General features: G+C 74.0%; 13 protein-coding genes. 8 read left to right on the top strand and 5 right to left on the bottom strand.

Translation table 11 applies throughout. From position 1 onward, the window contains the following. Nucleotides 1-93 precede the first annotated feature (93 nt). On the top strand, nt 94-741 hold the full coding sequence (locus tag H1A17_RS19185; protein WP_194822537.1) for a DUF2238 domain-containing protein: 648 nt from the start codon (nt 94-96) through the stop codon (nt 739-741). A gap of 49 nt (nt 742-790) precedes the next feature. Here the strand turns inward: H1A17_RS19185 and H1A17_RS19180 are convergent, their stop codons facing one another. Continuing rightward, on the bottom strand, nt 791-1,930 hold the full coding sequence (locus tag H1A17_RS19180) for a CaiB/BaiF CoA-transferase family protein (RefSeq protein WP_194822536.1): 1,140 nt from the start codon (nt 1,928-1,930) through the stop codon (nt 791-793). After that, nucleotides 1,920-3,086, bottom strand: coding sequence for an acyl-CoA dehydrogenase family protein (locus H1A17_RS19175; RefSeq protein ID WP_194822535.1), 1,167 nt, complete (start codon nt 3,084-3,086; stop codon nt 1,920-1,922). The genes H1A17_RS19180 and H1A17_RS19175 overlap by 11 nt, the downstream gene beginning before the upstream one ends. Nucleotides 3,087-3,249: 163 nt before the next feature. Here H1A17_RS19175 and H1A17_RS19170 point away from each other — a divergent pair, with 163 nt between their 5' ends. Together H1A17_RS19170 and H1A17_RS19165 are read left to right on the top strand one after the other, a co-directional pair. Continuing rightward, nucleotides 3,250-3,891, top strand: a complete 642-nt coding sequence (locus H1A17_RS19170; protein ID WP_145920065.1) for a TetR/AcrR family transcriptional regulator — start codon at nt 3,250-3,252, stop codon at nt 3,889-3,891. A 178-nt stretch (nt 3,892-4,069) separates the two neighbouring features. Continuing rightward, complete coding sequence (locus H1A17_RS19165; protein WP_145920064.1) at nt 4,070-4,642, top strand: QsdR family transcriptional regulator; 573 nt, start codon at nt 4,070-4,072, stop codon at nt 4,640-4,642. Nucleotides 4,643-4,661: 19 nt separating this feature from the next. Here the strand turns inward: H1A17_RS19165 and H1A17_RS19160 are convergent, their stop codons facing one another. The 3 genes from H1A17_RS19160 to H1A17_RS19150 form a co-directional block, all read right to left on the bottom strand. Next, nucleotides 4,662-5,507: an alpha/beta hydrolase gene (locus tag H1A17_RS19160; RefSeq protein ID WP_228543827.1), complete on the bottom strand. Its 846-nt coding sequence runs from the start codon at nt 5,505-5,507 to the stop codon at nt 4,662-4,664. A gap of 311 nt (nt 5,508-5,818) precedes the next feature. After that, entirely contained in the window at nt 5,819-6,637 is an 819-nt protein-coding gene (locus H1A17_RS19155; RefSeq protein ID WP_145920062.1) for an IclR family transcriptional regulator C-terminal domain-containing protein, read from the bottom strand. 61 nt (nt 6,638-6,698) lie between these two features. Continuing rightward, entirely contained in the window at nt 6,699-8,159 is a 1,461-nt protein-coding gene (locus tag H1A17_RS19150; protein ID WP_145920061.1) for an amidohydrolase family protein, read from the bottom strand. Nucleotides 8,160-8,409: 250 nt separating this feature from the next. Between H1A17_RS19150 and H1A17_RS19145 the strand changes: the two genes are divergently transcribed. Genes H1A17_RS19145 through H1A17_RS19125 form a run of 5 tightly spaced genes read left to right on the top strand, consistent with a single transcriptional unit; the run spans nt 8,410 to nt 12,597 of the window. Continuing rightward, nucleotides 8,410-9,570, top strand: coding sequence for a CaiB/BaiF CoA-transferase family protein (locus H1A17_RS19145; RefSeq protein WP_194822532.1), 1,161 nt, complete (start codon nt 8,410-8,412; stop codon nt 9,568-9,570). Beyond that, on the top strand, nt 9,552-10,349 hold the full coding sequence (locus H1A17_RS19140; protein WP_194822531.1) for a citryl-CoA lyase: 798 nt from the start codon (nt 9,552-9,554) through the stop codon (nt 10,347-10,349). Before H1A17_RS19145 ends, H1A17_RS19140 begins: the two co-directional genes overlap by 19 nt. Before the next feature lie 33 nt (nt 10,350-10,382). Then, nucleotides 10,383-11,246, top strand: coding sequence for an extradiol ring-cleavage dioxygenase (locus tag H1A17_RS19135; protein WP_145920058.1), 864 nt, complete (start codon nt 10,383-10,385; stop codon nt 11,244-11,246). Further along, nucleotides 11,243-11,605, top strand: coding sequence for a hypothetical protein (locus tag H1A17_RS19130; protein ID WP_088647735.1), 363 nt, complete (start codon nt 11,243-11,245; stop codon nt 11,603-11,605). The genes H1A17_RS19135 and H1A17_RS19130 overlap by 4 nt, the downstream gene beginning before the upstream one ends. After that, on the top strand, nt 11,605-12,597 hold the full coding sequence (locus H1A17_RS19125; protein WP_228543821.1) for a zinc-binding dehydrogenase: 993 nt from the start codon (nt 11,605-11,607) through the stop codon (nt 12,595-12,597). The genes H1A17_RS19130 and H1A17_RS19125 overlap by 1 nt, the downstream gene beginning before the upstream one ends. The last annotated feature ends 1 nt before the right edge of the window (nt 12,598 follow it).

Raw genomic sequence — 12,598 nt, 5'->3', positions numbered from 1 at the left:
GCGGCCCGACGACGGCGCTCCGATGTGGGCGCTGTTATCGTCGGCGGCCGGGCGGCGACTGGGCGGCCCCCACACATCGAACAGGTGGTCGCCGTGACCCGGGCCCGTACCCTCGTCCCGCCGGTGCTGCTGGGCCTCGTCGTCGCGGCGCTGGTGCTGTCCGGCATCCGGCCGTACGACCGGCTGACCTGGCTGCTGGAGACGGTCTGGGTGATCGTCGGCGTGCCGGTGGTGCTGCTGGTGTGGCGGCGCTTCCCGCTGACCACCCTGCTGTGCTGCCTGCTGGCGGCGCACGCGCTGGTCCTCGTCGTCGGCGGGCACTGGAGCTACGCGCGGGTCCCGCTGGGCGACTGGGTACGCGACGCCCTCGACCTCTCCCGCAACCCGTACGACCGGCTCGGGCACTTCGTGCAGGGCTTCGTGCCGGCGATCCTGGTCCGCGAGATCCTCGTCCGGCGTTCCCCGCTGCGCGGCAGCCGGTGGCTCGCCCCGCTGGTGGTCTGCGCCTGCCTGGCCTTCAGCGCCTTCTTCGAGATGATCGAGTGGTGGTCCTCGGTGGCCGGTGGCTCCGCCGCCGACGACTTCCTCGGCACCCAGGGCGACGTCTGGGACACCCAGTGGGACATGTTCCTCGCGCTGGTCGGCGCGGTCACCTCGCTGGCCCTGCTCAGCCGGTGGCACGACCGGCAACTACCGGCCTCGACGCCCGCGCGCCCCGCCGCCGCCGTCCCGGTGGGCTGACCATCGGCCCCGACCCCGGACCACGGCGGGGCCGGCCGGGCGCGGGTGGTCAAGGGCGGGCGGGCCAGGCGTCGAGGATCGTGGCGACGTCCAGCGGCACGGCCGGGTCCGGAGCCGGCCGGGGCGGCGCCGCCGGTGTCCGGGCGAACCGGGGCGCCGGCGCCGGCTGCACCTCGCCCGCCACCTCGACGAAGGTGCCCCGGGCGGCGTTGTGTGGATGGTGGTGCGCCTCGGTGGGGGCGAGCACCGGCGCGACGCACGCGTCGAGGTCGGCGAAGACCGCCGCCCACTCGTCCCGGGTGCGCTCGGCGAACCGGGCGGTGAACCGGCGGCGCAGCTCCGGCCAGCCGCCCGGGTCGTACTGGGCGGGCAGCGTCGGGTCGTCGGCCAGGCCGAGGCCGGCCAGCAGCGCGGCGTAGAACGCCGGTTCCAGCGCGCCCACCGCCACGAACCGGTCGTCGGCGGTGCGGTAGGTGTCGTAGAACGGTGCGCCGCCGTCGAGCAGGTTGCCGCCGCGCGGCGCGGACCACCGGCCGTCGCCGAGCATCCCGTGCAGGAACGCGGTGAGCAGCGCCGACCCGTCGACCATCGCGGCGTCGACGACCTGCCCGAGGCCGGAGCGTTCCCGTTCCAGCAGCGCGGCCAGCACCCCGGTGACCAGCAGCATCCCGCCCCCGGCGAAGTCACCGAGCAGGTTCAGCGGGGCGTGCGGGCGGTGCCCGGGGCGGCCCAGCGGCTCCAGCGCGCCGGCCACCGCGATGTAGTCGATGTCGTGCCCGGCGCGGGCGGCCAGCGGGCCGTCCTGCCCCCAGCCGGTCATCCGGGCGTAGACCAGGCGGGGGTTGCGGTCCCGGCAGGTCCGTGGCCCGAAACCGAGCCGCTCGGCCACCCCCGGCCGGTACGCCTCGACCAGCACGTCGGCGCGCTCGACCAGGCGCAGCAGGTCGGCCACCCCGGCGGGGGACTTCAGGTCCAGCGTGGTGACCCGCCGCCCCCGGTGCAGCGGGCCGGTCGTCGGGACGCTGAGCCGTCCCGCGCCGACCCCGTCCGGCCGGTCGACGCGCACCACGTCCGCGCCGAGGTCGGCCAGCACCATGCAGCCGAACGGCGCGGGCGCGAGGCTGGCGAGCTCCACCACCCGCACCCCGGCCAACGGTCCACCGGCGGGCGCGTCGGGGTCAGAGGGCACGGGCGATCAGCTCCTTCATGATCTCGTTGGTGCCGCCGTAGATCTTCTGCACCCGGGCGTCGGCGTACATCCGGGCGATCGGGTACTCGGTGGTGTAGCCGTAGCCGCCGAACAGTTGCAGGCACCGGTCGACGATCTCGCACTGTCCCTCGGTGAGCCAGGCTTTCGCCATCGCCGCGGTGGCCACGTCCAGTTCGCCCCTGTCGTGCCGGCCGATGCAGTCGTCGAGGAACACCCGGCTGACCCGGGTGCGGGTGACGCACTCGGCGAGCACCATCCGGGTGTTCTGGTGGCCGATCAGCGGTTTGCCGAAGGCGGTGCGTTCCTTGACGTACGCGGTGGTCAGCTCCACGGCCCGCTGCATCGCCGCCACCGCGCCGACGCCGATGACCAGGCGTTCCTGGGGCAGTTGCCGCATCATCTGGCCGAAGCCGAGCCCCTCGGCCCCGCCGAGGAGGTGGTCCGCCGGCACCCGCAGCCCGTCGAAGAACAGCTCTGCGGTGTCGTTGCCGTGCAGCCCGATCTTGGACAGCAGCCGGCCCCGCCGGAATCCGGCCGGTTCGTCGCCGACCTCGCAGACCAGCAGGGAGATGCCGGCGGCCCGCTGCGCCGGGTCGGTCTTGACGGCCAGGATGACCAGGTCGGCGAGGCCGCCGTTGCTGATGAACGTCTTGGCCCCGGTGACCAGGTAGTCGTCGCCGTCGCGGACGGCCCGGGTCCGCATCGCCTGCAGGTCGGAGCCGCCGTCGGGTTCGGTCATCGCGATCGCCCCGACCAGGTCCCCCCGGCACAGGCCGGGCAGCCAGCGCCGCTTCTGCTCGGCGCTGCCGTAGGCGACCAGGTAGCCGGTGACGATGCCGCTGTGCACGGCCAGCCCGAGGGTGCTCTCCCCGACGTGCGTCTGCTCGTGCAGCAGGACGGCCTCGTGGGTGAAGCCGCCGCCGCCCCCGCCGTACTCCTCGGGCACGGACAGGCCGAGCAGGCCCAGCTCACCGGCGCGCCGGTAGTGGTCGCGGTCGGGGTGGCCCTGCGCCAGCAGCCGTTCGGTGTGCGGCAGCACCTCCCGGGTGAAGAAGTCGCGGGCCAGTGCGGCGAGGTCGTCGTGTTCGGGCGCGCGCCACGGCGGGGTGTAGGTGTCGAGTCCAGGCGTCGGCATGGCTCCACCCTCACGCCCTGTTGGCGAGGTGTCAACAATCCTTGATCAACGTCCGGCGTCGGCCCGCCCGTCAAGCGACCGGTGCTCCGCCCGCCGCCCGGCTGACGGGACCGGCCCGCCGACCCGGGACACGCCGCGCCGACCTGCCGATAGGGTTCGGCGGATGAGCGTTGACACCGAACCCCGGCGACGGCGGCTGGAGCCCGACGCCCGGCGGGGACAGATCCTCGCCTGCGCGGTACGGCTGTTCGGCGCGCGCCCGTACGCGGCCGTGTCGACCACCGACGTCGCCCGCGAAGCCGGGGTGGCCCGGGGCCTGATCAACCACTACTTCGGCACCAAGAAGCAGCTCTACCTGGAGGTCGTCCGGGTGATGGTGACGGTGCCCGGGGTCGCCGTCGAACGGCTGCCCGACGGCGACCTGCGCACCCGGGTCGACGCCAGCGTCACCTGGTTCCTCGACGTGGTCTCCCGGCACCGCGACTCCTGGCTGGCCGCCGTGACCGCCGGCGACATGGGCCACGACGCCGACGTCGCCCGGGTGCTCACCGAGGCCGAGGAGGTCGCGGCGGACAGCGTGCTCGTCGCGGTGGGGCTGGCCGACGTCACGACCTGCCGGGCCGAGCTGCGCGGCATGATCCGGGCGTACGGCGGGCTGGCCACCTCGACCGCCCGGGAGTGGCTCCAGCGGGGCGCGCTGGACCGTGACCAGGTGCACCTGCTGCTGACCGCCACCCTGCTGACCATCGTGGAGCAGGTCTACCCGGCCATCGCCGGCCGTCCCGTCGCGGCCCGCCCCGCCTGATCCGCCGACGGGCCGGGTCGACGCAGCTCACCGCGGTGCCCGTGGGGACGTCGTTGAACAATCGATGGTCGACGACCGTGTACCAGGTATGGGCTCAGCGACGTTCCGTCCCCGCACGTCCGGTGCCGGACGGCCCGACAACGCGGGCGGCCACGGCACTCCCGGCGGGTCGCGTGGCGTGCCACCCCGCCGGGTGCTCGGCCACGAGGCCCTGGTCCGGGGCGGCGGCTACTACTTCCTCGCCCACGGCACGGTCGACATGGACGGGTTGGCCCGTGCCCTGGCCGTCAGCCGGGCGACCCTCTACCGTGTCGCCGGCAGCCGGGACCGGTTGCTCGGCGAGGTGCTGTGGTGGCTCGGCAACCGGCTGCTCACCGACGCCCGGCGGGCCCGCCGCGCGGACGGGGTCGGCGGCGTCGTGGAGGTGACCCGGCACTACGTCGGGGCGCTGTCCCGGTCCGCGCCGTTCCGCCGGTTCCTCGCCGCCGAACCGGAACTCGCCGCCCGGATCCTGTTCACCACGCCGGGGCTGGTGCACCGCCGCTTCGTCCGCGCCCAGGTGGCGATCTTCCGCGAGGTGCTCGGCCCCGACCTGCGGGCCCTGCCGGGCGAGCCGGAGTCGCTGGCCTACCTCTACATCCGGATCGTCGAGTCCGCGCTCTACGCCGAGCTGCTGACCGGACGCCCGCTCGACCTGGCCCTGGCGGAACAGGCCCTACGGTCGCTGCTCACGTCGACGCCCCCGGCCTGAGCCGGGGGCGTCGGGCGGGTCAGACCGCGTGCGGGCAGCTGTCCCGGTACGCGGAGATCTCGGCCCCGGTCCGGGGCGCGGGGCAGAGGAACTGCTCGTAGCGGACGTCCCCGTCGACGAAGCGTTTGAGCCAGGAGATGCTGAACGACGCGATGGTGGTGTTCGGCGTGTTGGGCGCGAAGTGGCTCGCCCGGTTCAACTCCAGGTACGCCTTGTCCAACCCGGCGGGCAGGCTGGCGAAGAACGGCTCGGCGTGGCTGCGGGTCGGGGCGACGGTGTCGTTCTCGGCGCCCACGACCAGCGTCGGCACCTGCGACCGGGACCAGTTCTTGGTCAGGTTCCACGGCGTCAACGGGATCGCCGCCCGCAACGACGGCCGCGCGACGGTCGCCTCCAACGCGCCGCCGCCGCCCATCGAGTGGCCGATCACGCCCAGCCGGTCGCGGTCGATCCGGTCGCGCACCGTGCTGCTGTCCACCAGGAAGTCCAGCGCCGCCAGCAGTTGCCGGCCCCGGCTGGCCGGCTGGTCGGAGCGGGTCACCGTGTCGATGTTGAACACGACGAAGCCCTGGGAGGCCAGTCGCGGCCCCAGCCAGGCCATACTGGACCGGCCGGCGGTGAACCCGGGCGCGATCGCCACCGCGCCGAAGGTGCCCTCGGCGGTGCTGGTCGGGAAGTAGATGGTGCCGCCGCCGAAGCCCCGGGCGGTCAGCGCGGACACGGTCGTCTCGGCGGTCGCGAAGGGTCCCCGGGCGGCGGCGATGCTGGCCGCCGTCGGGGCCGGGCCACGGGCGTACCCGTCGGCGGCGTCGGCCGTCGGGACGAGGGTGAGTCCGGAGGCGACCAGCAGGCCGCTCAGCGTCATGACGAGCAGGGCGCGCAGTCGCCGCCACCGTCGGTCGGACGGTCGGCCGGCGGTGGCGGTGTGCCGCCCGGGACGGGGCGGTGAGGTACGGACGGAAGGTTGCATCGACGCTCCCACGGATCGACGGGCGGCCGGTGCGCTCTCCGTCGCGGGGTCGGCCCGGCACCGGCGGGGGAGGCCGGGACCGGGCGGCGGAGGACGTCGGCCGGGACGCCGGCCGGTGCGGCACGGCGTACGGCCGACGGTGCCAGGGTGGGAAGCCGCTGACCAGCCAGGACGGTGATCGTGAGACGGCTGTCGCAGCCTCCGGCTCAGCCCGGACGGTCCGTGGCGGGCCGCTGCACGGTCATCGGCACGGTGTCGAGCCGGGCCCAGTCCCGGCTGATCTCGGCGGCGGTGCGCAGCAGGCGCGGCAGGTGCTCGTCGGTGAGCCGCTCCAGTGAGGTCTCGGCGGCGTGCACGGTGACGTTGAGCGCGGCCACCACCCGGCCGTCGCCGTCGCGTACCCCGGTGGCGACCGACCGGATGCCGGCGGCCAGGTCCTGGTCGGCCAGGGCCCAGCCGCGCGCCCGCACCTCGCGCAGTTCCCGGTCCAGCTCGTCGCGGTCCGGCTGCCAGCGGGCGGCGATGCCGGAGCGGCTCGGCACGGCCAGCACGGCGGTGAGTTCCGCCGGGGTGAGGGCGGCCAGCAGCACCTTGCCCATCGAGGTGGCCACGGCCGGGAACCGGGTGCCGATGGTCACCGCGAGCGTGACGATCTTGGGCACCGCCACCCGGGACACGTAGACGATGTCGCTGCCGTCGAGCTGGGCCAGCGAGGTCGACTCGTCGGTCTCGGCCACCAGTTGCCGCATGTGCGGGCGGGCGACGTCCCAGATGCTCAACGAGTTGACGTACGCCACGCCCAGTTCCAGCACCCGGGGGGTGAGCGCGAAGCCCCGGTCGGCGGCGCGCACGTAGCCCAGCTCCTCCAGGGTGAGCAGGATGCGGCGCACGGTGGGGCGGGCCAGCCCGGTCACCGCGGCGATCTCGCTGAGCGTCATCGTCGGCTGGCCCGGACGGAAGCAGCGCAGCACGTCGAGGCCGCGCGCCAGCGCCTCGATGAAGTCGGTTCCGGCCTCGCGCCCCATGGATTCCCTTCGCTGCCTGCCCCGGCCCGGCGGGCGGTCACCCGCCGGGTGCGTCGGATGGCTAATGTTTCCACTGCGCCGAGCCGGCGTCCCACTCGGTGTAGGTGTACGGGTTGTCCAGCACCGCCGTCTCGGGGACGTCCGGGTTCATCCCCTTCTCCCAGGCGTCGACGCCCATGGCGTCGGTGAGGTGTTCGACGGTGCGTTCCACGGCGGCGCGGGCGGCGGCGAGGTCGACGTCGACCAGCCGGTGCTCGTGCTTGACCACCCGTCCGTCGACCAGCACGGTGTGCACGTCGCCGCGTTGAGCCTGGAACACCACGTGGCCGTAGGGGTGCAGGATCGGGAACATCACCGGCGACCGGTCGTTCTTGATCAGCACCACGTCCGCCCGGCGGCCCGGGGTGAGGGCGCCGACGAGGTGGTCGAGGCCGAGCGCCCGGGCGCCGCCCCGGGTGGCCCACTCCACGACCTGTTCGGCGCGCAGGTGGCAGTGGGTGACGGTCTCCTGTCGACCGTGCGCCTCGAGGTGTTCCCGGGACCGGTCGGCGCTGAGCGTGGCGCGCATCGCGGAGAACAGGTCGCCGCTCCACCAGACGCTGGTGTCCATGGACAGCGAGACCGGGATGTCGTGGTGGCGCAGCTGCCAGGTGGGCGGGTAGCCCTGGCCGGCGCTCTGCTCGCTCTCGGTGGACACCGAGACCGAGCCGCCGGTGGCCGCGATCCGGTGGTACGAGTCGCGGTTGAGGGTGGCGGCGTGCACGTAGACGGTCGACTCGGTCATGAACCCGTGCTCGTGCATCAGCCGGATGCCGTCGTCGTTGGTGGCCCCCCACACCCCGGCGTGGGTGGTGACCGGCACGCCGAGGTCCCGGGCGACCTCGAAGGCGGCCCGCTCGGGGAAGGCCGGGTCGCCGGTGACGTCGAAGGCCATCTGGAAGCCGAGCCGGTCGCCGCGGCCGTGGATGCGGCGGGTGACGAAGTCGCGGAACTCGGGGGTGGTGGCCCACTGCCACGGTCCCTGTTGCAGGTTGCCGTAGGCGAGCACGAACCGGCCCGGCACCGCCTCCAGGGCGTCGACGGCGGCGTCGGCGTGCTGCGGGGTCTGTAGGCCGTGTGACCAGTCCACGGTGGTGGTGACCCCGGCGTCGACCGCCTCGATGGCGGCGAGCAGGTTGCCCGCGTAGACGTCCTCGGGGCGGAACAGCTTGCCGGATTCCAGGTAGTACCAGACGAAGTACTGGGTGAGTGTCCAGTCGGCGCCGTAGCCGCGCATCGCGGTCTGCCACATGTGCCGGTGGGTGTCGATCATGCCGGGCATGACGATGCCGCCGGCCGCGTCGATCTCCCAGGTGCCTTCGGGCACGTCCAGCCCGACCCCGACGGCGGCGATCCGGTCGTCGACGACCAGCACGTCGGCGCGGGGGAGCACCGTGTGGGCGTCGTCCATGGTCAGCACCAGGCCGTTGCGGAAGACCACCGGCCGGCCCGCCGCCGGTGTCCGCCCCTCGTTCGCACTCATCGCCGCCACTTCCGTTCCGGGGTGCTTGCGGACGCATGTCCGCTGTACGGTCAGATCAGGTTTCGCCAGTGTGTTCCCGGTCACCGGTCATGTCAAGAACGAGTTACCGAGGTGTGTCCGATCGTTGCACACCGCGCGGAGGTGGGAGTTTCCCGAGAATCACGCCGGGGTGTTGACGTCCGACCGGCCCGCCGGTGAAACTGGCCTGGCGGACACAAGTCCGCCAGGCGGACAACGTGAGGAGTGGGTCATGGCAGAGGAGACACCGAGCCGGACCGGTCCGCTGCACGGCGTCGTGGTGGCCGACTTCTCCCGCATCCTCGCCGGGCCGTACGCCACCATGCTGCTGGCCGACCTCGGCGCCGAGGTGATCAAGGTGGAGGGGCCCGGCGGCGACGACACCCGCACCTGGATGCCCCCGGTCCGCGACGGCGTCGCCACCTACTACCTGGGCATCAACCGCAACAAGCGGTCCATCGCGCTCGACCTGAAGGACCCCGACGACCTCACCGTGGCGCACCGGCTGGCCGCCCGGGCCGACGTCCTGATCGAGAACTTCAAGCCCGGCGGGCTGCGCCGCTTCGCGCTGGACTACGACACCGTGGCCGCCGGCAACCCCCGGGTGGTCTACGCCTCGATCAGCGGGTTCGGCACCGGCGCGGGCGCGGCCTACCCCGGCTACGACCTGATGGTGCAGGCCATCTCCGGGCTGATGAGCCTCACCGGCGACCCGGACGGCCCGCCCTACCGGGCCGGCATCTCCGTGTTCGACGTGATGGCCGGGCTGCACGCCGCGATCGGCATCCTCGCCGCCCTGCACCACCGGCACGACTCCGGACGCGGCCAGCACGTCGAGGTCAACCTGCTCTCCTCGGCGCTGTCCGGTCTGGTCAACCACAGCAGCGGCTACGTCGCGGGCGGGGTGGTGCCCTACCGGATGGGCAACGCCCACCCCAGCCTCTTCCCGTACGAGCCGCTGCCCGTCGCCGACGGCGAGCTGATCGTGATCGCCGGCAACGACGGGCAGTTCCGCCGGCTCTGCCAGGTGCTCGACCTGCCGGAACTCGTCGACGACCCCCGGTTCACCCGCAACCAGGACCGCACCGCCAACCGGGAGGAACTGCGCCCGCTGCTGGTCGAGCGGCTGCGCCGGCGCACCCGCGACGAGTGGTTCACCGACCTGATGGCCGCCGGGGTGCCCTGCGCCCCGATCAACACCATCGACGGCGGGGTCGCGCTCGCCGAACGCCTCGGGCTGGACCCGGTGGTCACCGTCGGCGAGGGCGCCGCCGCGGTCCCCGGCATCCGGCACCCGATCACCCTTTCGGACACCCCCGCGCGGTACGGCGCCCCGCCGCCCGCGCTCGACGAACACGGCGAGGAGATCCGCGCGTGGCTGACCGGCAGCTAGACTTCCCGACCTCGATCGGCACCTCCGACCCGACCACCATCCGGCTGCTCGGTCAGGACCTGGCCGGCGACCTGATGGGCCGGGTGGGCTTCGGTGAACTGGCCTTCTGGCTGGTCGCCGGGCGTCGCCCCGGCCCCGGCGAGGTACGCGTCTTCGAGGCCGTCCTGGTGGCCCTGGCCGACCACGGCTTCACCCCTACCGCGATCGCCGCCCGGCTGACGTACCTCAGCGCGCCGGAGGCGTTGCAGGGCGCGATCGCCGCCGGCCTGCTCGGCGGCGGCTCCCGCTTCCTCGGCGTCACCGAGGACTGCGGGCGGTTCCTCGCCGACACCCTCGCCGGTCTACCCGAGCCGCCCATCGACGACGCCGGTTGGGACGCCGTCGCCCTGGACGCGGTCCGTGCCGCCCGCGCCGCCGGGCGTCTGGTGCCGGGGCTCGGCCACCCGGTGCACAAGGAGACCGACCCCCGCACCCCGGTGCTGGTCGCGATCGCCGAGCAGGAGGGGCTGCGCGGGCCCCACCTGCGGCTGTTCGAGGCGGTCGGCCGGGTCCACCCGCAGGTGCTCGGCCGTACCCTGCCGCTCAACGGCGCGGGGGTGTGCGGCGCTGCCCTGGCCGACCTCGGCCTGCCGATCGACCTGCTGCGCGGCTTCGCCCTGCTGGCCCGCACCGCCGGCCTGCTCGGCCACCTCGCCGAGGAGCGACGCCGCCCGCTCGGCATGGACATCTACCGCACCGTCGACCGCAACGCCCGGTACGTGCCGGACGACGCCGACTGATCCCACCCCCCACCGTCTGCGAGAGGAGCGGCCATGGCCCAGGTCGTCGCGGTCATCGCCTCCACCCACCATCCGTTCTACTACCGCGCCACCACCGCCACCGGTGAGGACCGGCCCCCGTTCGCCGACGAGTGGGCCCGCAAGATCCTCGCCTTCCGGGAGACCCTCACCCGGGCCAGGCCGGACGTGCTGGTGATGGTCGGCTCCGACCACTTCCACCAGCTGTGGCTGGACAACATGCCGCAGTTCCTGGTCGGCAAGGCGCCGTTCTACGACGCCAACTGGTACAACGAGGAACGCGAGTTCGGGCTGCCCCGGATGCTGCTGCGCGGCCAGGAGGACCTGTCGGCCCACGTGCTGCGCGCCGGTCTGGACGCCGGTTTCGACCTGGCCTTCAGCAACGAGCTGCGGATCGACCACAGCATCACCTGCCCGATCATCACGCTGCGGCCCGAGGCGGACCTGCCGATCGTGCCGATCTACACCAACATCTTCGCTCCGCCGCTGCCGCAGCCGAAACGGTTCGTGCAGCTCGGCGCGGCCATCCGGGAGATCGTCGAGAGCTGGCCCAGCCACCTGCGGGTGGCCGTCATCGGCACCGGCCACCTGTCGCTGGAGCTGGGCGGGCCCCGCCAGTTCGGCCCGCAGGGCCCGGACCCGGAGTTCGACCGCCGGGCGGTGGAGTGGATCGCCAACGGCGACCTCGACGGCTGCCTGTCCGAGGTGACCCTGGACAGCCTGCACGCCCCCGGCAACGCCACCCACGGCTTCATGGACTTCATGCTGATGATGGGGGTGGCCGGCGCGGGCGCCAAGGCCGACCACGTGGACACCCTCGACCTGTTCCACACCATGGAGGCGTACTTCACCTGGTACCCGAACGGAGCGCCGGCATGAGCCGCTACCTGGTCGACAAGTTCCTCTACACCGTCGACCGCGACCCGGAGCTGGTGGAGCGCTACCGCACCGACCCGCACGGCACGGTGACCTGGTGGGAGGCCGAACGCGCCAACGCCGTCCTCAACTGCCACACCGGCGAGGCGAGCACCTGGCTGCGCTTCACCGACGAGGAGCGCGACGCGCTGGCCAGCCACGACCACGTCCGGCTCTTCGCCCTCGGCGCGCACCCGTTCCTCACCCTGACCCTGTTCATCGCCATGTTCGAACGGGACCACGCCGAGCCGATGGCCTACCAGAAGCAGTACGGCCTGCGGCTGGCCCACTTCTCGCTGCCCTACCCCGACATCGCCACCTGATGACCGCCGGAGCCGACTCCGCGTCGATGCCCGCCGTCGTCGTCACCGGTCACGGCGCGCCACCCGAGGTGGTCACCCGCCCCCGGCCGGTGCCGGCCGACGGCGAGGTGCGGGTACGCGTCACCGCCGCCCCGCTGACCCCGCTGGACCTGCTGTGCGCCTCGGGCACCTCCTACCTGGGCGTCCCGGCCCTGCCGTACGTCCCCGGGGTGCAGGGTGTGGGCACCCTCGACGACGGCACCCCGGTCTGGTTCCCCACCCGGGCGGGGATGGCACCCGGCGACGGCAGCCTGGCCGGGTACGCGGTGGTCCCCGCCGCCGACCCGGTGCCCCTGCCGCCGGACGCCGACCACCGCCTGGTGGCGGCCCTCGGGCTCTCGGCGGTCGCCGCCTGGGCGGCGTTGACCCTGCGCGGGGGCCTACGCCCGGGGGAGGTGGTGCTGGTGCTCGCCGCCGGGGGCACGGTCGGGCAGGCCGCCGTGCAGCTCGCCCGGCTCGCCGGGGCGGGACGCGTGGTCGCCGCCTGCCGCTCCGACGCCGCCGTCTACTCCGCCCGCCGCTGCGGCGCGGACGCGGTGGTCCGGCTCACCGCCACCGACGAACCGGAGACCCTCGCCCGGCGGTTCCGGCAGGCCGCCGACGGCCCGGTGGACCTGGTGCTGGACCCCCTGTTCGGGGTGCCCGCCGCGGCGGCCCTGCGTGCTCTGGCCCCGGGCGGGCGGCTGGTCAACCTCGGCGGGTCGGCCGCGCCGAGCGCGACGATCGACTCGGCGACCCTGCGCGGCGGGTCGTTGCGTCTGCTGGGCTACACCAACAACGAGCTGACCCCCGCCGAACGGGCCACGGCGGTCACGCTGGTCGCCGGGCACGCCGCCGCCGGCCGGCTGACCGTCACCCACCAGGTGCGGCCCCTGGCCGAGGCGGTGGACGCCTGGGCCGACCAGCGGGCCGGCACCACCGCCGGCCGTCTCGTCCTGGTGCCCCCGGACTGAC

Origin of the sequence: Micromonospora sp. S-DT3-3-22 (assembly GCF_015354745.1) — a bacterium.
Taxonomy (GTDB): Bacteria; Actinomycetota; Actinomycetes; order Mycobacteriales; family Micromonosporaceae; genus Micromonospora; species Micromonospora wenchangensis.
Note: the sequence above shows the minus strand (reverse complement) of the source record. Positions and strands in the feature narration are given on the sequence as shown.